This window comes from Streptomyces sp. NPDC034084 (genome assembly GCF_055575535.1).
In genome coordinates, this window is the sequence record NZ_JBVISK010000001.1 from 161,918 (window position 1) to 180,596 (window position 18,679).

Consider the following 18,679-nt stretch of genomic DNA (forward strand, 5'->3'; position numbering starts at 1 on the left):
GCGGACAGCTCCCGGTGGCCTGGTGCCTCCGGGAGCTGCGGGTGTGCCGTGCCGGGCCCTCGCGGGCGCGGCAGGAGGCCTCTACAGGTGCGGCAGGATCGCCGGCATCAGGTCCTGGAAGGTGCGCCCGTTGGCCGGGTTGCCCAGGGCGGTCATCTGCCAGCCGGAGCCGGCCCGGTGCACCTTCGCCATGATCTGCGCGGTGTAGCTGCCGCCGCCGTCGAGGGTGTAGCGCGCGAGCTCCTGCCCGTTCGTCTCGTCGACGATCCGGCAGAAGGCGTTCTGCACCTCCTGGAACGTCTGGCCGGTGAAGGAGTTCACCGTGAAGACGATCTGGTCGATGTGGACCGGCACCCGCTCCAGGTCCACGAGGATCGCCTCGTCGTCGCCGCCCTGGCCCGCGCCGCCCACGAGGTTGTCGCCGGTGTGCTTGACCGAGCCGTCGTCGCTGACCAGGTGACGGAAGAAGACCACGTCGACCGGCTGCTTCTCGGCGAAGAGGACGGCGGAGGCGTCCAGGTCGATCTCCCGGGTGCGCGAGCCGAAGAGACCGCGGCGCGGCGCCGCCTGCCAACCGAGGCCCATCCGCACCTGCGTGAGGCTGCCCCCGCCCTTCTTCTCCAGGCTGATGGCCTGACCCTTGGTCATGTTGACCGACACGCGCTTGCCCCTCTCGTTAGCGTTCCCCGCGCCCGCTGTCCGGTGCGTGCGGTTGTCCAGCACCCTACGCAGCGCCACCGATGCCGCCGAGACGCGGTCCGGTTTTGTGTCGGTCTTGCAACACACCGGACCGTGCGTCCGCCCTCGCCCGTCAGGCGAGTCCCGCCTCCTTCATCTGGCGCAACTCCTTCTTCAGCTCCCCCACTTCGTCGCGGAGCCGGGCCGCCACCTCGAACTGCAGCTCGGCCGCCGCGGCACGCATCCGGTCGGTCATCTCCTCGATGATCGCGGCGAGTTCCGTGGCGGGACGGTCGCCGAGCTCCACCGTGGAACCGGCCTTGCTCTTTCCCTTGCCCTTGACGCCGTGCGCGGCGAGCGAGGGCACGGGGGCCTTCGCGGCCTTGCCCTCCTTCCCCTGCCGGTAGCCGGTGCCGAGCAGTTCCTCGGTGTCGATCTCCTCGCGCGCGATGGTCGCGACGATGTCGTTGATCTTCTTGCGGAGCGGCTGCGGGTCGATGCCGCGCTCCGTGTTGTACGCGATCTGCTTCTCGCGGCGCCGGTTGGTCTCGTCGATGGCCTGCTCCATCGCCGGGGTCATCCGGTCCGCGTACATGTGGACCTGGCCCGACACGTTGCGCGCGGCGCGGCCGATCGTCTGGATGAGGGAGGTCCCGGAGCGCAGGAAGCCCTGCTTGTCGGCGTCGAGGATGGCGACCAGGGACACCTCGGGCAGGTCGAGGCCCTCGCGGAGGAGGTTGATGCCGACGAGGACGTCGTACTCGCCGGAGCGCAGCTCGCGCAGCAGCTCGATGCGGCGCAGCGTGTCGACGTCGCTGTGCAGATAGCGCACCTGGATGCCGAGCTCCAGGAAGTACTCGGTGAGGTCCTCGGCCATCTTCTTGGTGAGGGTGGTGACGAGGACGCGCTCGTCGCGCTCGGTGCGCAGCCGGATCTCGTGGACCAGGTCGTCGATCTGGCCCTCGGTGGGCTTGACGACGACCTCGGGGTCGACGAGGCCGGTGGGGCGGATGATCTGCTCGACGAAGCCGTCGCCGCGCGAGAGCTCGTACGTCCCGGGGGTCGCGGAGAGGTAGACGGTCTGGCCGATCCGCTCCTGGAACTCCTCCCACTTCAATGGGCGGTTGTCGAGGGCGGAGGGGAGCCGGAAGCCGTGGTCGACCAGGGTCCGCTTGCGGGAGGCGTCGCCCTCGTACATGGCGCCGATCTGCGGCACTGTGACGTGCGACTCGTCGATGACGAGCAGGAAGTCCTCGGGGAAGTAGTCGAGGAGGGTGTTGGGCGCGGAGCCGGGCTCACGGCCGTCGAAGTGCATCGAGTAGTTCTCGATGCCGGAGCAGGAGCCGATCTGCCGCATCATCTCGATGTCGTACGTGGTGCGCATGCGCAGCCGCTGGGACTCCAGGTGCTTGCCCTGCTTGTCGAGCTCGGCGAGGCGGCCCTCCAGCTCGCGCTCGATGTCGTTGATCGCCCGCTCCATGCGCTCGGGTCCCGCGACGTAGTGGCTGGCGGGGAAGACGTACAGCTCGCGGTCCTCGCTGATGACCTCGCCGGTGAGCGGGTGGAGGGTGGAGAGGGCCTCGATCTCGTCGCCGAACATCTCGATGCGGACGGCCAGCTCCTCGTAGACCGGGAAGATCTCGATGGTGTCGCCGCGGACCCGGAAGGTGCCGCGGGTGAACGCCAGGTCGTTCCGCGTGTACTGGATGTCGACGAAGCGGCGCAGCAGCTGGTCGCGGTCGATCTCCTCGCCGACCTTGAGCGGGACCATCCGGTCCACGTACTCCTGGGGCGTGCCGAGGCCGTAGATGCAGGAGACGGAGGCGACCACGACGACGTCCCTGCGGGTGAGCAGGGAGTTCGTCGCGGAGTGCCGGAGGCGCTCCACCTCCTCGTTGATGGAGGAGTCCTTCTCGATGTAGGTGTCCGACTGCGGGACGTACGCCTCGGGCTGGTAGTAGTCGTAGTACGAGACGAAGTACTCGACGGCGTTGTTCGGCAGGAGCTCTCGGAACTCGTTGGCCAGCTGGGCGGCCAGCGTCTTGTTCGGCGCCATCACCAGGGTGGGGCGCTGGAGCCTCTCGATCATCCACGCGGTGGTCGCCGACTTGCCGGTGCCGGTGGCACCGAGGAGCACGACGTCCTTTTCGCCCGCGCGGACACGCCGCTCGAGGTCGGCGATGGCGGTCGGCTGGTCGCCGCTGGGCTTGTACTCGCTGACGACCTCGAAAGGCGCCATCGAACGTTCGATCTTGGAAACGGGCCGCATGCAACCACCGTACGACCCGGCACTGACACTCGGGCGGTGATGGGCTCACCGCCCGGTCGCCGGGGGCCCCGTCACCAGTCCTGGGAGCGGTGTCCGCCCCGCGGGACGCTCCTGCGGGCGGCCCGGCCGGCGGTCCGCCCGGCGGCCCGTCCGGTGGCCCGGCCCGGCGGGCGGGCCGACCAGTTGGCGGGCTCGCCGTAGGACGGGACATGGCGCGGGACCGGCAGACCGGGGCGGTGCGGGGCCCGGGCGGCGGGCCGCTGCCAGTCCGGGTCGCCCATCACGAGCAGCGGGTCGAACATGACGACGACGGCGGCCAGGATCAGGAAGACGGCCGGGCCGATCAGCATGGGCAGGAGGAGGGAGGTGGCGGTGGCGCCGGTTCCGGTGCGGGCCGCCGTGCCGTGCAGGTGGACGCTGACGGCGGCCATGGCGGTGTAGTGCATACCACTCACGGCGACGCCCATCACCAGGCTCGCGCCGACACTGGCCAGGAATCCGTGGACGGAGACGGCAGCCCAGAGGGCCGCGGTGGCGGCCACGACGGCGATGACCACGGAGAGCGCGACGGTGGGCGTGTCGTACTCGATCCGGCCCTGGAAGCGCATGCCTGCCATGCCGAGGTAATGCATGGTGGCGACGCCGAGGCCGGTGATGGTGCCGCCGGTGACCAGGGTGAGGGCGGTCGCCCCGCGGTAGCCGACGATGAAGATGCCGATGCCGACCATGACGACGGCGACGCCCAGGCTGGCGTAGGTGAGGGGCCGGTCGTAGTCGATGGGCGCCTGCTGGACGGAGAAGCCCATCATGGCGATGAAGTGCATCGTCCAGATGCCGGTGCCGATCGAGGTGGCGCCGAGGGCGAGCCAGCCCGCCTTGAAGGTGTCGCGGTGGCGGAGCGATCTGGTGGTGCACCGCAGGCCCAGGGCGCCGCCGAGGCAGGCCATGAGAAAGGCGGCCACCGGTGTGACGAGCCCGTAGCTGAATCCGTCGACCGTGCCCTGCATGAGCGTGAGTCCTCCACCCCTGGTGCAACGTCGTCCGAAAACAGTCGGTACCGCTGGGTAGTACTACCGGGGCGAGATTATGGCGCGTGGGGGACCTGGCGACCATGTGCCCGGGAAATTCCCGTTCGTGAGACCGGAGCGAGACCGGGCCGTGATGTCAGTGGCGGGTCGTACCGTGGGCGGCATGGACATCGACACGGGGGCGGAAGCGGGGGCGGCCGGCAGGGAGCGGACCGTCACGGTGGAGTGGACGGTCGTGGAGAGCGCCATCGGGCCGCTCTTCCTCGCCGCGACCGGGCGGGGGCTCGTACGGGTGGAGTTCCACGCCGGCGCGGCACGGCGGGAGCGGATGCTCGACCGGCTCGCAGGTCAGCTCGGCGCGGAGCCGGTGGAGTGCGCCTCGGGGCGGCTCGCGGAGGCGATACGCCGGCTCGACCGGTACTTCGCGGGCGAGCCGGACGACCTCGGCCTGCCGCTGGACTGGAGCCTGACGACCGGCTTCAACCGGCAGGTGCTGCGCGAGCTGGCGACGGGCGTTCCGTACGGCACGGTCGTCGGGTACGGGGAGCTGGCGAGGCGCGTGGGACAGCCGGGCGCGGCGCAGGCGGTGGGGGCGGCGATGGGCGCCAATCCGCTGCCGGTGGTGGTGCCGTGCCACCGGGTGGTGGAGAGCGACGGCGGACTGGGCGGCTTCGGTGGCGGTCTGGAGACGAAGCGGCAGCTGCTGGCCCTGGAGGGCGTGCTCCCGGCGCCGCTCTTCTGACCACCGGTCTCCGGAGCGTTGTTCCCATCAGGTGGGACGGCTGGCACACTCACGTAAGTGACCCAGACGCCCAGTGCCCCTGACGCCACCGCGCCCGGCGAGATATCGGCCCCCGTCGCCCCGGCCGAGCTGCCGGCGCTCCGCCGGCGCGTGCAGGCCGCGCTGATCGCCACGCAGATCCTGGGTGGTCTCGGCATCGCCATCGGCTTCGCCCTCGCCGCCGTCCTGGCGCGGGACGTCAGCGGCACCGAGGCGCTGTCCGGTCTCGCGTCGACGGCGTCGGTGGCCGGTTCCGCGCTGCTCGCGATGCCGCTGGCCACGCTGATGGGCTCGCGGGGGCGCCGGACGGGGCTCGTCCTCGCGTATCTGCTCGGGGCGCTCGGCGCCGGGGTGGTGGTGCTCGGCGCGGTCGTCGGGAGCTTCCCCCTGCTCCTCGCCGGCCTCGTCGGGTTCGGTGCCGGGTCCTCGGCGAATCTGGCGGCCCGCTTCGCCGCCGCCGACCTCGCCGAGCCGGACCGCAGGGCCCGGGCCATCTCCACGGTGGTGTGGGCGACGACGATCGGCGCGGTCCTCGGGCCGAACGTGGCCGCGCCGGCCGGCCGGAGCGTCTCCGGCCTGGGGATCCCGGCCGCCGCGGGCCCGTTCGTCTGGGCGGCCGGTGCCTTCGTGCTCGCGGCCTCCGTGGTGGCCGTGCTGCTGCGCCCGGACCCGCTGCTCACCGCCCGCGCGCTGTCGGCCGCCGGGCCGGGCGAGGCGGCGGAGGGCCGCTCCCTGCGGGCCGGGATGGACGCGGTGCGGAAGTCCCAGCGGGCCCGGCTCGCCCTGGTCACCATCGCCGGTTCGCACACCGCGATGGTGTCGATCATGTCGATGACGCCGGTTGCGCTCACCCATCACGGCGCGGGCATCCAGCTGATCGGGCTGGTGATCAGCGGGCACATCACGGGGATGTACGCCTTCTCGCCGGTGATGGGCTGGCTGTCCGACCGGCTGGGCCGGCTGTCGGTGATCGGGCTCGCGGTCGGGCTGATCGGCACGGCCGCGTTCGTCGCGGGCACGGCGGGTCCGTCCCACGGCCGGACCGCCCTGGGCCTGTTCGTCCTCGGCCTGGGCTGGTCTGCGGGGCTGGTGTCCGGTTCGGCGCTGCTCACGGACTCGGTGCCGCAGGCCGCCCGCGCCGCCGTCCAGGGGCTCTCCGACTTCGTCATGAACACCGCGGCCGGCGTCGGCGGCCTCGCGGCGGGCCTGATCGTCTCGCAGGCGGGCTACGGACCGCTGAACGCGATCGCCGCGTGCCTGCTGCTGCCGATGGCGGCGCTCGCGCTGCGGGGCGCCCTCCGGAAGGCCTGACCCCGGGAGGGCCGTCAGCGCGGCACCGCCGGGGAGGAGGCCCCGCCGGCCAGCCGCCGCGGCGCGCCCGTGCCGTCGGCGGGCACCGACCAGACCGCTCCCCCGTATCCGTACGCGAGGGTCGTCGGGTCCGTCCACAGCGCCTGGTCGTCGATGCCGCGCCGCTCGGCGACGGGGTGCTCGCGTCCGGTCCGCAGGTCGTACACGTACAGCCGCCACGGCTCGCGCGGGCCGTCGGAAACCCGCTTCTTGAAGGCGATCCGGGTGCCGTCCGGGGAGAGCGAGGGGCATTCGACGTTCTCCCGCAGGGCCCGGGCGGACCAGTTCCGCATGTCGCCCTCGACGAGCCGGGTGCGGCCGCCCGTCGAGACGGTGGCGTAGAAACGGTTGTCGTCGGCGGCGAAGCTGACGCCCCAGTAGTTGACGTCGGGGGCGTGGTGCCGGTGGCCGTCGAGGGTGAGCGGGATCTCCTCGATGTTCTTCACCAGGTAGCCGGTGCGCAGGTCGAGGATCGAGGTGCGGGTGGAGAAGGCCGAGCGCGCGTACGAGTCGCCGGTGGCGAACATCGTCCAGGACAGCATGTGTCCCGAGGCGGAGACCCTGGCGCGGCTCGGGATGCCCGGCAGGGCGATGCGGCGGACCTCGCGGAGCCGCCCGTCGAGCACGAGGGCGTACGAGCGGGCGGGCACGCCCGGCCGCCGCCGGAGGCAGAGGGCGGTGGACCCGGCCGCGTGGAAGCGGTCGCAGGAGGGGCCGCCCACCACCCGGCGGCCGGCCGGGTCCACGCGCGCGACGCGCCCGCTGGCGGTGTCCCGGACGTACAGGGCGGCGCCTCCGTCGAGGGTGAAGCCCGGGTCGGCGGTGCCGGTGGCGGCGGTCCGCCCGGAGGCGGCCCTCAGGGTGTAGGCGGTGGCTCCGCCGCCCAGCAGCAGGAGGGCGAGGACGAGGATCCCGGCACGCGCGCGCGTGGAGGCGGTGATGGTCATGTCGTGCTCCCTTCGGGGACGGTCATGTGGGGCTCCCTCCCGCGGATTTCATGTCGTGCTCCCTTCCGGGTTCGGCCCGGCCGGCAGGAGGCGGGCGGCGAGGAGCAGGGCCGCCGCGAGGGCCAGGAGCGCCGCCACGAGGGCCGTCTCCGGTCCGCTCGCCGTCCACACGCCTCCGAAGGCGACGGCGGCCCCGAGCCGGGCGAGGGCCTGCGCGGTCTGGACGACGGCGAGGCCGCCGGCCTGCCGTCCCTCGGTGAGGAACGGTCCGGCGAGGGCCATCAGGACGCCGTCGGTGGCGGCGTAGAAGACCCCGAGCAGCACGAGGACGCCCACGAGGGCCGCCGCGCCGGGGACGGGGGCGAGGAGCAGCCCGTAGGCGAGGAGCAGGGCTCCGTGCCCGTACAGGAACGGCCCGCGACGCCCGCGGCGGTCGGCGAGACGACCGACCGGGACGGCGAGCAGGAGATAGACGCCGGCCGCGCCGAGCGGCAGGAACGGGAACCAGGTGGCGTCGAGGTCGAGGCGCCGCTGGAGCAGCAGGTAGAGGAAGGAGTCGCCGACGGTGGCGGCCCCGAGGAGGGATGCGCAGAGCACGATCCGGCGGTACGCGGGTGAGCGCGGGGCCGTGAGGAGCCGGCCACGCGCGCGTGGCGCCGCCGGGGCTTTCGGCCGGGCGTCCCGGTCGTCTCGCGGCCGGCCGGGGACGAAGAGCAGCCAGAGCAGGACGCCGAAGGCGCCGACGGCGAAGCTGACGGCGAAGACCGCCTCGTAGGCGTCGGCGGTCGCCCACAGCAGGGCGAAGGCGGCGAGGGGTCCGAGGAGGGCGCCGGTGGTGTCCATGGCGCGGTGGGTGCCGAAGGCGCGGCCGAGGTCCCCGGGCGGGCTGTGCAGGGTGATGAGCGCGTCGCGCGGGGCGGTGCGGACGCCTTTGCCGAGCCGGTCGGCGGCGAGGGCGCCGGCGATCCAGCCGGTCGCCCCGCCCGCGAGGAGCAGGCCGAGCCGGGAGCAGGCGGAGAGGGCGTAGCCGAGTCCGCCGATCTGTTTGTGGCGGCCGCCGCGGTCGGCGCCGGCGCCGCCGAGGAGTCGTACGAGCGCGGTGGCGCCGGTGGTGAGGCCGTCGAGGAGCCCGAACTGGAGCGGGGAGAGGCCGAGTCCGAGGACGAGGTACAGCGGCAGGACGGCGGTCACCATCTCCGAGGAGACGTCGGTGACGAGGCTGACCGCGCCGAGGGCGAGGACGGTGCCGGGGACGCGCCGCCGGGCCCCGGTGGGGCGGGGCGGCGCGTCGCGGCGACCGGTGGTCGCGAGGTACATCAGTGGCAGGTGTAGGTCGGGCCGGAGTCCTTGACCTGGTCGTCGGTGCCGACGTACTGCCAGGTGTAGGTGGTGTCGGTGAGGTCCAGTTTCAGGACGCCGTAGGTGCCGCTGATCCGCTTCTGGCTGTTCGGCTGGACCGTCTCGATGTCGTAGGGCTCGGCGCCGCCCATGCCGCCGACGATCTCGACGATGCCGTCGGCGGTGGCCCGGCCGTTGGGGTCCTGCGGGGCGAAGCGCTCGTAGTGGTGGTCGTGTCCGTTGAGGACGAGGTCGGCCCTGGCCCCGTAGAGGATCTGCCAGACGGGCTTGGAGACGGGGTCGTTGCCGTGGCCGCCGGAGGAGTACAGCGGGTGGTGGAAGTAGGCGGCGAGGCAGCCCTTGGTGTTCCGCGCGAGGTCGTCCTTGAGCCACTGGATCTGGGCGGCGTCGTCGAAGGTGTTGGAGTCGAGGGCGACGAAGTGCCAGTTGCCCTGGTCGTAGCTGTAGTAGGGCTTGCCCTGGGGGTAGGCGATCGCACCGAAGTACGACTTGTAGCCGGAGAACGCGCCGGCCGGGTCATAGGACTCGTGGTTGCCGGGCACGGGCCGGGTCTGTGCCTTGAAGGCGCCCCAGGTCTTGTCGTAGTAGTTCCGGAAGTCCGGGAGACGGGCGTCGTCGTACTGGTTGTCACCCATCGTCAGGTAGAAGGACGGCGCGATCCGCTGGGCCAGCGCGGCGGTCTTCGGGTGGGCGCAGGAGCTGCTGGAGGCGGTGCACTGGGCGGCGATGTCGCCGGCCGCGACGACGGTGAAGGAGCCGGTGGGCGGGGGCGTGGTGGGCGTGGTGCCGTAGACCTCGACCGTGTAGAGGGAGTAGCCGTACGTGGTGCCGCGCGCGGTGCCGTGGACGCGCAGGTAGCGGCCGGTCCCGGTGAGCCCGGTCCAGTCGTCGGTGCCGCCGTTGCCCGCGGTCTCGGTGGCGAGCCGGGTCCAGGTGGCGCCGTCGGCGGAGATCTCGACGCGGTAGGCCTTGGCGTAGGCGGCCTCCCAGACGAGCTTGACGCGGGAGACGGTGGCCGAGGGCCCGAGGTCGACCTTGATCCACTGCGGGTCGACGCCCTCGGCGCTGGCCCAGCGGGTGGTGGGGTTTCCGTCGAAGGCCTTCTCCGGGCCGAAGGTGGAGTCCTCGACGGAGGAGGACGTGGCCGGCCTGCCCTGGGAGATCAGGGTGTCGGCGGCGGCTCCGGCCCGGTCCGGGAGGGCGAGCAGGAGTCCGCCGACGAGCAGCAGCACGGCGGCGAGGACGAGGGGCAGTCGGTCGGTGGTGCGGCGAGGTGGGGCGGAGGCGAACAGGCGCATACCTGGGCTCCCTGGCCTGAGGGGTCGGCGAGAGCTGGACACCGGTGCGGCGCACCACGGGCCGGCCGCGGGGACGCGGGCCGGGGCGCCCGTGCCGCGGGGGACGGACACGGGCGACCGGCCGGGTGGCGATTCGGGCGCCACACGGGGGGTGGTGCTCGGCGGCCGGGTCAGAGCTCTCGCTGAGCGCGTCACGCCCCGGGAAGTGGGGCGCCGCGCCAAGCCGCTGCCCGGGAGAGTAGCGGACAGGAAGGTTTCCTACCAGACCCCCTCCCCGTGGTTCACCCCGGCTTCGGGCGGTTCAAAAGCGGTCAGAGACTGATGTGGTACGCCTTGCGCAAGGTCTCGTGCACGGTCCAGGTGGTCCTGTCCCCCTCCCGCAGCACGCAGGCGTCGCCGGGGCCGATCTCCAGGGTGTCCCCGCCCTCGACGGCGACGGTCGCACGCCCGGAGACCACCACGAAGAGCTCGTTGGCCTCGGTGTCGGTGACGACGCCGGGCGTGATCTGCCAGATGCCGTGCAGCTGCTTGCCGTCGGCCGACTCCCACAGCACCTTGCCGGTCACCTCGGGTGTGCCGGAGACGATCTGGCCGGGGTCGAGGGGCTCGGCTTCGAGCTCCGCGTCGGGGATGTGCACGGCGAAGGAGGGCAGGTCGCGAGTCGTCATGGGCGGTGACTGTAGCCGTGCCTCGAAGGTCTGCCGAGGCCGGGACCAGCTGGAAGTACAGCCTCCGTTTCGACTCCCACCAGGCACGATGCCGAGGGTCCGCGGTGGCGACGAAATCCGCAACGCCCTGCGTGGCAGGGCTCCGAGGGCATCGCCGCCGTTCCGGCCCCCTCACCCGTCGGCCGGTCACGGATTCCGCAGGTCTCGCACCGGGTGGGGCAGGCGGTCGCCGGCGAGGTTTGCGGGGCCGGTGAGCGCGCCAAGGAATGGGACATGTCCACACAGGTGTCCGAAGAGGTACGGGAGGCGCTCCACGAGGGCCGGCCCGTCGTCGCGCTGGAATCGACGCTCATCGCCCACGGCCTGCCGCGCCCGCGCAACCTCGCCGTGGCGACGGAGCTGGAGGACGCGGTACGGGCCGGGGGCGCCGTCCCCGCCACGATCGCGGTGGTCGACGGGACGGCCAGGATCGGCCTCGATCCGGCGGCCCTGACCCGGATCGCCGAGGACCCGTCGGTGCGGAAGCTGGGCCACCGCGACCTGGCCCCGGCCCTGGCGGCCGGGGCCACCGGAGCGACGACGGTCTCGGCGACGGCCTGGCTGGCGGACGCGGCAGGCATACGGGTGTTCGCGACGGGCGGCCTCGGCGGCGTGCACCGGGAGTGGAGCGAGACCCAGGACGAGTCCGCCGACCTGCGGCTGCTCGCCCGGGTCGGGCTCACCGTGGTGTGCGCCGGGGTCAAGTCGATCCTCGACGTGCCCGCGACGCTCCAGCGCCTGGAGACCCTGGGAGTGACAGTCGTCGGTTACGGCACGGAACACTTCCCCGGCTTCTACCTCTCCTCCTCGGGCGAGCCGGTCGACTGGACCCTGCGCACCCCGGAGGAGGTGGCGCGGGTGATACGGGCGCAGGACGGTCTCGCCGGCCCCCGGGCCGCGCTCGTCGTGGCCAACCCGGTGCCGGAGTCGGAGCAGTTGGATCCCGCGCTGCACGACCGGGTGCTCGCGCGGGGCCTCGCGGCGGCGAAGGAGAAGGGGATCACCGGGCAGGCGGTGACGCCGTTCCTCCTCGAATACCTGATGGTGCACACGGAAGGCGCCTCCCTGGAGGCCAACCTGGCAGCGGTACGCGGCAATGTGCGGCTCGCGGCGGGCATCGCGGGGGCGTACGCGTCGGCGTCCGGCGCGGACAGCCGGTGACCGCCGGGGACGCGCTGCTCGTCGTCGGGGACGTGGTCACGGACGTCGTCGCCCGGCACCGGACGCCGCTCGCTCCCGCCACGGACACGGCGGCGGAGATCAGGACGCTGCCGGGCGGCGCGGGGGCCAACGCGGCCTGCTGGGCCGCGCGTTCCTGCCGCGGCGAGGTGCGGCTGCTCGGCCGGGTGGGGACGGACGCGGCCGACTGGCACCAGCGGGCGCTGCGGAGGGCGGGCGTGCGCCCCCTGCTCGTCCGGGACGCGGACGCGGCGACGGCCACCGTGATCGCGCTCGTGGACGGTTCGGCGGAGCGCACCTTCCTGACGGACAGCGGCGCCGCACTGCGCCTCTCCCCCGCCGACTGGTCCGCGGACCTGCTCGACGGGGTGGGCCGGCTGCACCTCTCGGGGTACCTGTTCTTCGCCGCGCCGAGCCGTGAGACGGCCTGCCGGGCGCTGCGGGACGCGCGGGACGCGGGGGTCCCGGTGAGCGTGGACCCGGCGTCCGCTGGGTTCCTCGCCGAACTGGGGGCGGACCGGTTCCTCGCGGCGGCGGAGGGCGCCGAGACGCTGCTGCCCAACGCCGACGAGGCCCGCTCGCTCACCGGGGTCGGCGAACCGGGCGCGGCGGCGATGGAGTTGAGTCGGCGGTTCCCGCTGGTCGTGGTCACGCTCGGGGCCGCGGGCGCGCTGGTCGCCGAGGGCGGGGCGGTCACGGGGCGGGTGACGGCGCCGGCCGTGCGGCCGGTGGACTCGACGGGCGCGGGCGACGCGTTCACCGGGGCGTTCCTGGCCGCGCGACTCGGGGGCGCGGACGCGATGCGGGCCGCGGAGGCGGGCTGCCGGGCGGGCGCGGAAGCGGTCGCCACCGTGGGCGGCAGACCCTCGACGGACCCGACGGAGGCCTGAGCGCGGCCCCCGGACGGCGTTGACCTCGGGCGCTACGTCCCGAACCCCGTCCAGGCCGGGTGGCGTGGGTCGTCGGCGCGTACGACGACGTCCGCGGCCTCGGCGGGGCCGACCTCCGTCTCGTACCGGGCGAAGGCGGGCAGGGTCCAGGGCTCCACCGTGCGCCGGGCGAGGGCGGCGGGCGAGAGCCGCAGGTGCACGGTGAGGTCGAAGGGGAACCAGTGGCCGAGCAGGAAGGGCCCGTGCAGCACGAGCACCCCGCGGGGCGGCAGCGTGACGTACGGGCTGCGGGTCGCGCGGTCCGTGACCGGGTCCCACAGGTCGGGCAGGACGCGCCCGGTGCCGCCGGGTTCCAGGGGGCCGAAGACCTCCCGCCACAGGGCCCCGGTGTCGGTCCACCCGCTGTAGTACGCGTCGGGGTCCTGCTTCCCGTACTCGAAGCGGAGGGACGCGGGCCGCAGGAAGCCGCCGGTGCCCACGACATGGACCGCTCGTCCGCGCGTGCGCAACGCCTCCGCGAGGAGTCCGGCGAGCTCGTCCCCGGGCGCGGCGGGCGGCCCGTCGATGCCGACCTTGAGCCAGCCGTCGCCCGCCCCGGCGGGTGACGCGTCGAGGTGGCCGGCGAGCGCCTTCGCCAGCCGGGGCCAGGTGATCGCCTCGTATCGCATCCTGTTCATCCTGCCCGTCGCTCCCCTGACGTGTACCGGCCGACACCCCCGGCTTCACTGCGACCCGGCGGCGCCGCCGTGCGGCATCAGCCCGTCGAAGGAGCGGGCTGGAGCCCATGAGCCGGCGTCAGGACTCCCGTCCGGCTTGACGTTGTCACTGGCGTCAGGGTTTCACCATCGGCTCCATGGACACCACCACACCCACCAGGATCGTCGTCGTCACCGGCGCGGGCAGCGGCATCGGCCGGGCCACCGCGCGCTCCTTCGCCGGACAGGGAGCGACGGTCGTCGCCGTCGGCCGCCGGGAGGGGCCGCTGCGGGAGACCGCCGAGGGGCACCCGGGCATCCACCCGTTCGCCGCGGACGTCACGGCCGAGGGCGCGGCCGAGGAGATCGTCCGCGCCGCCGTGGCGGCCCACGGCCGTCTCGACGTCCTCGTGAACAACGCCGGGGTCGCCGCGGGCGGCCCGCTCGGCACCCTCGACCGTTCCGTGATCACCCCGCTCCTGGAGACGAACCTCGTCGCCCCGGTCCTGCTCACCCAGGCGGCCGTCCCCGCGCTCCGGGAGACCCGGGGCGTCGTCGTGAACGTGACGACGACGATCGGTCAGCGCGGCTGGCCGGGCAACTCCGTCTATCCGGCGACCAAGAGCGCCCTGGAGACCCTGACGCGCTGCTGGGCCGTGGAGCTCGCACCGGCCGGGGTGCGGGTCGTCGCGGTCGCGCCGGGTGCGATCGAGACGCCGATCGCGGACCACATGGGCCTCTCCCCCGAGCAGCGGAAGGCGGTGCGGGCGTGGCAGCTCGCGCACACCCCGCTGGGGCGGGTCGGCAGGCCCGAGGAGGTCGCCTGGGCGATCACCGCGCTCGCCGCCCCGGACGCCGCCTTCCTGACCGGCACCGTTCTGCCCGTCGACGGGGGCGCGCTGGTCGCGTGATACGACTGCGCGGGGAGGTGGCGTCCTTGCGCATCGGTGAACTGGCCCGCCGGACCGGGGTGTCGGCCCGATCGCTGCGGCACTACGAGCAGGCGGGGCTGATCACGTCGGTCCGCGCGGCCAACGGCTACCGGGTGTACGAGGAGGTCGCCGTCGCGCGCGTGTCGAACATCCGGTACCTGCTGGACGCGGGGCTCACGCTGGACGACGTGTCCGCCTTCCGTACGTGCCTGGACGGGGACGTCTCGGCGGCCCCGCCGTCCGCCCGCGCCCTGGAGATCGCCCGCGAGCGGCTCGCCGTGATCGACGCGCGCATCGCGGCGCAGACGGCGGCCCGCGACCGCCTGGCGAAGGCACTGGCCGCACAGGGCTGAACTCAGCCTGACGCGCCCGCCCGTACCGGCCGTTCGAGCGCGGCGCGGCCCGACTCGACCGCCTCGCTCAGCGTCAGCTCACCCGCGGCGAGGGCCCGGCAGGTCGCCGCGTCGGTGCGCAGCCGGACGTCGGGCGCGTCCACCTCTCCGTCCCCGTAGGCGACGCTTCCGTCGGCCCCGGTCCGTACATGGAACGCGCCCTCGTCGAGGGTCACCTGGACCACCCCCGCGCCGAGCTCCGCGAGCGCCCCGAGGAGCGGGATCGCGTACCAGTGGGCGCGGACGGCGTCGGTGGGCCGCGGCTCCCCGAGGTCGGGCACGCCCCAGGCGGCGAGGGCGCGCAGGACGGGCAGCAGCTCGCGTCCGCGCCGGGTGAGCTCGTACACGTACGCCGAGACGGGCGGCGGCAGGCGGCGCCGGGTGACGAGCTCGGCGCCCTCCATGTCCTTGAGGCGGCCGGCGAGCATGTCGGTGCTGACGCCGGGCAGGTCGGCGTGGAGGTCGGTGTAGCGGCGCGGACCGGCGAGGAGTTCACGGACGACGAGCAGGGTCCAGCGGTCGCCGACCAGGTCGAGGGCGCGCGCGGCGGCGCAGTGCTGGTCGTAGCTGCGGCGGCGTGGCTGACGTGGCATGCGACGCAGTCTAGACATGTTGTTGGACTTTCCAAGCTCGAACTTGGTAAAACCAAGCAACACTGATTCCGGGGACGGGGAGGTCGGACATGGAGTTCCGGCAGTCGAGCAAGCTGAGCGAGGTCTGCTACGAGATCCGGGGCCCGGTGATCGAGCAGGCCAACGCGCTGGAGGAGGCGGGCCACAGCGTCCTGCGCCTCAACACCGGCAATCCCGCGCTCTTCGGCTTCGAGGCGCCCGAGGAGATCGTCCAGGACATGATCCGGATGCTCCCCAAGGCCCACGGCTACACCGACTCGCGCGGCATCCTCTCCGCCCGGCGCGCGGTCGCCCAGCGCTGCCAGTCCATGGGCCTGCCGGACGTGGACGTCGACGACGTCTTCCTCGGCAACGGCGTGTCCGAGCTGATCTCGATGGCCGTCCAGGCCCTCCTGGAGGACGGCGACGAGGTCCTCGTACCCGCCCCGGACTACCCGCTGTGGACGGCCGTGATCACCCTCGCGGGCGGCAAGCCGGTGCACTACCTGTGCGACGAGTCCGCCGACTGGTACCCGGACCTCGACGACATGGCGTCGAAGATCACCGACCGCACCAAGGCCATCGTCGTCATCAACCCGAACAACCCCACCGGCGCCGTCTACCCGAAGGAGGTTCTGGAGGGCATCTTCGAACTCGCCCGCCGCCACGGCCTGATGGTCTTCGCCGACGAGATCTACGACCAGATCGTCTACGACGAGGCCGTCCACCACCCGGCCGCCTCCCTCGCCCCCGACCTCGTCGTCCTCACCTTCGGCGGACTCTCCAAGACCTACCGCGTCGCGGGCTTCCGCTCCGGCTGGCTCGTCGTCACCGGCCCGAAGCAGCACGCCAGGAACTATCTGGAGGGCCTCACCATGCTGGCCTCCATGCGGCTCTGCCCCAACGCCCCCGCCCAGTACGCCATCCAGGCCGCGCTCGGTGGCCGGCAGTCGATCCACGAGCTCACCGCCCCGGGAGGCAGGCTGCGCGAACAGCGCGACCGGGCCTGGGAGAAGCTCAACGAGATCCCGGGCGTCTCCTGCGTGAAGCCGAAGGGCGCCCTCTACGCCTTCCCGCGCCTCGACCCCGCCGTGCACAGGATCCACGACGACGAGAAGTTCGTCCTCGACCTGCTCCTGCGGGAGAAGATCCAGGTCGTGCAGGGCACCGGCTTCAACTGGCCGCGCCCGGACCACTTCCGCATCCTGACCCTGCCGTACGCCGACGACCTCGACGCCGCGATCAGCCGCATCGGCCGCTTCCTGAGCGGCTACCGGCAGTGACGCCCGGCCCCCTCTGCTGTCATGATCTACGGATCTGAAGGCCGAGGAGAACGGGAGGGCGGCCGGTCATGGATGCGGCGCTGATAGCCGTGGCGGGAACCCTGTTGGGCGTCGTCTTCACCCACTGGTTCCAGGGGCGGGCCACCGAGCGCACCGCGGCGCTCGCCCGGACCGAGCAGCTGCGGCAGGAACGGATCGCGACCTACAGCGCCTTCGCGGGCGCGGTCGTCGACTACCGGCACAGCCAGAACGACCGCTGGTTCCGGGCGCTCCGGCAGCCCGGATCCGAGGAGGCGGAGGAGTCCCGCCACGCCTCCTACCGGCAGCGCACCGCCGCCCGGCAGGCCCTCTTCCGCGTCCAGCTGGTCTGCGACGACCCGGAGGTCCGACGGCTGGCCGAGGCGGCCTTCGTGGACTCCCACTGCATGCACGAGGCGGTCGACGAGGCGGACCGCGCCCGCCGCTCGCAGCAGGCGAAGGAAGCGCTCGCCGTGTTCATCGCCGCCGCCGCGCCCGGCGTCCGCTGAACGGGGACCGGCCGTGGACCTCGTCGCGCCCGTCGTCGTCGAACCGCTCAAGCGCCGCCGCTGCTCGGAATGCCACCGCGGGCCGCTGCGACGGATGATCGTCGAGTTCAACGCGCCGGTCTGTCTGGACTGCGCCGATCTCGGCCATCTGGTCTTCCTGCCCCGGGGCGACACGGCGCTCACCCGCCGCGCCCGGGAGGCCAGCACGCTCTGGGCCGTGGTCGTACGGCACAACCGGCGCCGTACCCGGTACGAGCGACAGGGCCTGCTCGTCGAGGAGCCCGCCCTCGCCCAGGCGGAACGAGCCTGCCTGGCGGACGCGGACGCGCGGGCCGCGCGGCGGGCCCGGGACGCGGTGCGGCGCGCGGCCCTCGACGCCGAGATCACCGCCGTCCTCCGGGCTGAGATCCTGCGGCTCTTCCCGGCCTGCCCGGCGGACCGGGCCACGGAGATCGCCGTTCACGCCTCGGCGAAGGGCAGCGGACGGGTGGGGCGCACGGCGGCGGGCCGCTCGCTCGACCGCGGCGCGGTCACCGCCGCGGTACGAGCCTCCGTACGGCATGTCGACACGCCGTACGACTCCCTGCTCATGCGCGGGGTCCCCCGGCACCAGGCCCGGACGAGGGTCGCGCCCGCCATCGAGGCGGTGCTCCGGACCTGGCGACAGGGCGAGGGGGCCGCGAGCGGCCGGGAACACGGCTGACGGCTCGGGCGTCAGCCCGCGTCGGCCGGCCGCGAGAGGCCGCCGGGGCTCAGACCTGGTCGCCGGCCCGGCGCGCACGGCGGTAGAGCAGGGCACCGCCGAGGAGCAGCGCGGCGCCCGCGGGAGCGGCGTAGCCCACGCCCTCGGAACCCGTGGCGGCCAGCGAGGGCGTCTTCGTCCCGCCCTGCGGCGCGGGGGCCGGGGCTGCGGGGGTCTCGGTCTCGGCCTGCGGCACCGGCACGTTCCGCACGGGGGTCTGCGGGCGCGGGGTCGGCGTCTCGATCGGCTGCTCGGGCTTGGCCGGGCCGTTCACCGCGGTGTTGCCGATGGCCGGGTTGCCGATGCCGACGACGTTGACCGAGTTCCCGCTGACGTTCACGGGAAGGTCGATGGGCAGCTGGATGCCGTTCCCGGAGAGCACGCCCGAGGATCCGGCGGCGTGGCCCTCGGCGGTGGCCCCACCACCGTGGGACTTGCCGCCCCCGTGGGAACCGCCGCCGTGCGAGCCCCCGGCCTGCTCGCCGCCGCGCGGGGTGCCGGGCTTGTCCTTGTGGGAGTGGTCGCCGTGGGAGTGGTCGCCGCCCTTCTCGTCGCCGTAGCCCCCGGTCTCCCGCTCGGCGGAGCCGTTGGCACAGCTGTTGCCCGCGGCCGGGTTGAGCAGCCCGACGACGTTGACCGTGTTCCCGCAGACGTTGACCGGCACGTGCACCGGCACCTGAATCGTGTTGCCGGAACCGACTCCCGACGAACCGGCCGCGGCGCCCTGCGCGCCGGCGTCGGCATGCGCGGCGCCCGCCGAGAGGGCGAGCGCTCCACCCGTGACCAACAGTGTGGCCAGACCACTTCGGCGAATCTGCCTCATGGCTTCCTGCCTTCCGGAGGTGTACACGGGCAAGTGCCCGTACCGGAATCAACGCGGGAAACGTGTGTGCCGGATCCGGCCGTTGACGGGTTTCACTCCATCGAGTGGGGGTCCGTTCGAGTGTCGGGTCACCTCCCGGCGGTTCCCGTGGGCCCCGTGAGCTCCTTTCGACTCCCCGGACTCCCGTC

Annotated in this window: 19 protein-coding genes; 9 read left to right on the forward strand and 10 right to left on the reverse strand. The window is 73.4% G+C overall.

The window, feature by feature from the left end:
- Positions 1–81 precede the first annotated feature (81 nt).
- The 3 genes from ACZ51I_RS00755 to ACZ51I_RS00765 all read right to left on the reverse strand — a co-directional run bounded on the left by ACZ51I_RS00755 (position 82) and on the right by ACZ51I_RS00765 (position 3,954).
- Positions 82–660, reverse strand: coding sequence for a TerD family protein (locus ACZ51I_RS00755; protein ID WP_468870603.1), 579 nt, complete (start codon positions 658–660; stop codon positions 82–84).
- Positions 661–811: 151 nt separating this feature from the next.
- Complete coding sequence (uvrB, locus tag ACZ51I_RS00760; protein WP_468870604.1) at positions 812–2,947, reverse strand: excinuclease ABC subunit UvrB; 2,136 nt, start codon at positions 2,945–2,947, stop codon at positions 812–814.
- 71 nt (positions 2,948–3,018) lie between these two features.
- On the reverse strand, positions 3,019–3,954 hold the full coding sequence (locus ACZ51I_RS00765; RefSeq protein ID WP_468870605.1) for an MHYT domain-containing protein: 936 nt from the start codon (positions 3,952–3,954) through the stop codon (positions 3,019–3,021).
- A gap of 184 nt (positions 3,955–4,138) precedes the next feature.
- On the opposite strand from ACZ51I_RS00765, the gene ACZ51I_RS00770 reads away from it, so the two are divergent.
- Positions 4,139–4,717: a methylated-DNA--[protein]-cysteine S-methyltransferase gene (locus ACZ51I_RS00770; RefSeq protein WP_468870607.1), complete on the forward strand. Its 579-nt coding sequence runs from the start codon at positions 4,139–4,141 to the stop codon at positions 4,715–4,717.
- Between the two features lie 57 nt (positions 4,718–4,774).
- Positions 4,775–6,067, forward strand: a complete 1,293-nt coding sequence (locus ACZ51I_RS00775) for an MFS transporter (RefSeq protein WP_468870608.1) — start codon at positions 4,775–4,777, stop codon at positions 6,065–6,067.
- Between the two features lie 14 nt (positions 6,068–6,081).
- Here the strand turns inward: ACZ51I_RS00775 and ACZ51I_RS00780 are convergent, their stop codons facing one another.
- The 4 genes from ACZ51I_RS00780 to ACZ51I_RS00795 form a co-directional block, all read right to left on the reverse strand.
- Positions 6,082–7,053 carry a TolB family protein gene (locus ACZ51I_RS00780; protein WP_468870609.1) on the reverse strand — a complete coding sequence of 324 codons (972 nt, stop codon included), beginning with the start codon at positions 7,051–7,053 and terminating at the stop codon, positions 6,082–6,084.
- A gap of 48 nt (positions 7,054–7,101) precedes the next feature.
- Complete coding sequence (locus ACZ51I_RS00785; RefSeq protein ID WP_468870610.1) at positions 7,102–8,370, reverse strand: MFS transporter; 1,269 nt, start codon at positions 8,368–8,370, stop codon at positions 7,102–7,104.
- Positions 8,370–9,710, reverse strand: a complete 1,341-nt coding sequence (locus tag ACZ51I_RS00790) for a discoidin domain-containing protein (RefSeq protein ID WP_468870612.1) — start codon at positions 9,708–9,710, stop codon at positions 8,370–8,372. The genes ACZ51I_RS00785 and ACZ51I_RS00790 overlap by 1 nt, the downstream gene beginning before the upstream one ends.
- Before the next feature lie 311 nt (positions 9,711–10,021).
- Positions 10,022–10,378, reverse strand: coding sequence for a cupin domain-containing protein (locus tag ACZ51I_RS00795; protein ID WP_468870613.1), 357 nt, complete (start codon positions 10,376–10,378; stop codon positions 10,022–10,024).
- Between the two features lie 273 nt (positions 10,379–10,651).
- Between ACZ51I_RS00795 and ACZ51I_RS00800 the strand changes: the two genes are divergently transcribed.
- Both ACZ51I_RS00800 and ACZ51I_RS00805 read left to right on the forward strand, forming a co-directional pair.
- Positions 10,652–11,578, forward strand: coding sequence for a pseudouridine-5'-phosphate glycosidase (locus ACZ51I_RS00800; protein ID WP_468870615.1), 927 nt, complete (start codon positions 10,652–10,654; stop codon positions 11,576–11,578).
- A complete protein-coding gene (locus ACZ51I_RS00805; RefSeq protein ID WP_468870616.1) occupies positions 11,575–12,486 on the forward strand; it encodes a carbohydrate kinase family protein in 912 nt (303 codons plus the stop codon). The genes ACZ51I_RS00800 and ACZ51I_RS00805 overlap by 4 nt, the downstream gene beginning before the upstream one ends.
- Before the next feature lie 32 nt (positions 12,487–12,518).
- On the opposite strand, the gene ACZ51I_RS00810 is transcribed toward ACZ51I_RS00805, so the two are convergent.
- The gene (locus tag ACZ51I_RS00810) at positions 12,519–13,154 is read right to left on the reverse strand and encodes a nucleoside/nucleotide kinase family protein (RefSeq protein ID WP_468871661.1); all 636 of its coding nucleotides are present in this window, start codon (positions 13,152–13,154) and stop codon (positions 12,519–12,521) included.
- Positions 13,155–13,339: 185 nt separating this feature from the next.
- On the opposite strand from ACZ51I_RS00810, the gene ACZ51I_RS00815 reads away from it, so the two are divergent.
- Positions 13,340–14,092: an SDR family NAD(P)-dependent oxidoreductase gene (locus ACZ51I_RS00815; protein WP_468870618.1), complete on the forward strand. Its 753-nt coding sequence runs from the start codon at positions 13,340–13,342 to the stop codon at positions 14,090–14,092.
- A 26-nt stretch (positions 14,093–14,118) separates the two neighbouring features.
- Positions 14,119–14,466, forward strand: a complete 348-nt coding sequence (locus tag ACZ51I_RS00820; protein ID WP_468870619.1) for a MerR family transcriptional regulator — start codon at positions 14,119–14,121, stop codon at positions 14,464–14,466.
- 2 nt (positions 14,467–14,468) lie between these two features.
- Here the strand turns inward: ACZ51I_RS00820 and ACZ51I_RS00825 are convergent, their stop codons facing one another.
- Positions 14,469–15,098 (reverse strand): winged helix-turn-helix transcriptional regulator, encoded by a 630-nt coding sequence (locus ACZ51I_RS00825; protein ID WP_468870620.1) that lies wholly within the window; start codon positions 15,096–15,098, stop codon positions 14,469–14,471.
- A gap of 89 nt (positions 15,099–15,187) precedes the next feature.
- On the opposite strand from ACZ51I_RS00825, the gene ACZ51I_RS00830 reads away from it, so the two are divergent.
- From ACZ51I_RS00830 to ACZ51I_RS00840, 3 genes are all read left to right on the forward strand, one after another.
- Entirely contained in the window at positions 15,188–16,399 is a 1,212-nt protein-coding gene (locus tag ACZ51I_RS00830; RefSeq protein ID WP_468870621.1) for a pyridoxal phosphate-dependent aminotransferase, read from the forward strand.
- A 68-nt stretch (positions 16,400–16,467) separates the two neighbouring features.
- A complete protein-coding gene (locus ACZ51I_RS00835) occupies positions 16,468–16,926 on the forward strand; it encodes a hypothetical protein (RefSeq protein WP_468870622.1) in 459 nt (152 codons plus the stop codon).
- 13 nt (positions 16,927–16,939) lie between these two features.
- Entirely contained in the window at positions 16,940–17,629 is a 690-nt protein-coding gene (locus ACZ51I_RS00840) for a DUF2293 domain-containing protein (protein WP_468870623.1), read from the forward strand.
- A gap of 49 nt (positions 17,630–17,678) precedes the next feature.
- On the opposite strand, the gene ACZ51I_RS00845 is transcribed toward ACZ51I_RS00840, so the two are convergent.
- Entirely contained in the window at positions 17,679–18,491 is an 813-nt protein-coding gene (locus ACZ51I_RS00845) for a chaplin (protein WP_468870624.1), read from the reverse strand.
- Positions 18,492–18,679: the final 188 nt, after the last annotated feature.

Coding starts and splice junctions, on each gene's coding strand:
- ACZ51I_RS00770 (WP_468870607.1), top strand. CDS start 4,139: ATGGACATCGACACGGGGGCGGAAGCGGGGGCGGCCGGCAGGGAGCGG.
- ACZ51I_RS00765 (WP_468870605.1), bottom strand. CDS start 3,954: ATGCAGGGCACGGTCGACGGATTCAGCTACGGGCTCGTCACACCGGTG.
- ACZ51I_RS00780 (WP_468870609.1), bottom strand. CDS start 7,053: ATGACCATCACCGCCTCCACGCGCGCGCGTGCCGGGATCCTCGTCCTC.
- ACZ51I_RS00835 (WP_468870622.1), top strand. CDS start 16,468: ATGGATGCGGCGCTGATAGCCGTGGCGGGAACCCTGTTGGGCGTCGTC.
- ACZ51I_RS00800 (WP_468870615.1), top strand. CDS start 10,652: ATGTCCACACAGGTGTCCGAAGAGGTACGGGAGGCGCTCCACGAGGGC.
- ACZ51I_RS00795 (WP_468870613.1), bottom strand. CDS start 10,378: ATGACGACTCGCGACCTGCCCTCCTTCGCCGTGCACATCCCCGACGCG.
- ACZ51I_RS00785 (WP_468870610.1), bottom strand. CDS start 8,370: ATGTACCTCGCGACCACCGGTCGCCGCGACGCGCCGCCCCGCCCCACC.
- ACZ51I_RS00815 (WP_468870618.1), top strand. CDS start 13,340: ATGGACACCACCACACCCACCAGGATCGTCGTCGTCACCGGCGCGGGC.
- ACZ51I_RS00825 (WP_468870620.1), bottom strand. CDS start 15,098: ATGCCACGTCAGCCACGCCGCCGCAGCTACGACCAGCACTGCGCCGCC.
- ACZ51I_RS00830 (WP_468870621.1), top strand. CDS start 15,188: ATGGAGTTCCGGCAGTCGAGCAAGCTGAGCGAGGTCTGCTACGAGATC.
- ACZ51I_RS00810 (WP_468871661.1), bottom strand. CDS start 13,154: ATGCGATACGAGGCGATCACCTGGCCCCGGCTGGCGAAGGCGCTCGCC.
- uvrB (WP_468870604.1), bottom strand. CDS start 2,947: ATGCGGCCCGTTTCCAAGATCGAACGTTCGATGGCGCCTTTCGAGGTC.
- ACZ51I_RS00790 (WP_468870612.1), bottom strand. CDS start 9,710: ATGCGCCTGTTCGCCTCCGCCCCACCTCGCCGCACCACCGACCGACTG.
- ACZ51I_RS00845 (WP_468870624.1), bottom strand. CDS start 18,491: ATGAGGCAGATTCGCCGAAGTGGTCTGGCCACACTGTTGGTCACGGGT.